This is a genomic window from Pseudoalteromonas sp. S1727, assembly GCF_005886375.1.
Classification (GTDB): Bacteria; Pseudomonadota; Gammaproteobacteria; order Enterobacterales; family Alteromonadaceae; genus Pseudoalteromonas; species Pseudoalteromonas haloplanktis.
In genome coordinates, this window is record NZ_PNDT01000189.1 from 1 (window position 1) to 456 (window position 456).

The following is a 456-nucleotide window of genomic DNA, read 5'->3' on the forward strand; positions in this document are numbered from 1 at the left end:
GAACTCAATGGGAAACGAGTATGAGTTACAAATATATGTTTGCCAGTAGTTTCATCATAGTAAGCAGAATTATGCCCTGGTGACTGATAGCCCCAAGCCGGAGTTGTTTCACCAAGCTCTTGAGTATACTCAAAACCACCAATGAGTTTTTCGCCGATTTCAAGGCCAGCAGCGGCAGCAATATCATTGCCAGCGTTATCTAAATAGGGACCTTGTGGCGTTTTTGAGCGTGCCACTCGTACGTTATACCCATCATTTGCAGCAAACCCTGCGACAGAATAAAACAGGTAGTAATAATCACTTTCTGGGCTGTACATGGCAAATGCCCCTTCGATAGCCCTATAGTCACCCCCAACTAACTTAGTTCCGTAACCTTGGCCTGGCAGCGGTTTACCCGTTGTTTCATCCATTGCAAGGACAAATATGCCACCTGAGTATGAACCGTATACCATCCAT

1 protein-coding gene is annotated in these 456 nt (G+C 45.4%); it reads right to left on the bottom strand.

The window, feature by feature from the left end; translation table 11 throughout:
* The coding region (locus tag CWB85_RS21545) for a glycoside hydrolase family protein (RefSeq protein WP_171039059.1) at positions 1-456 on the bottom strand (456 nt) is incomplete at both ends.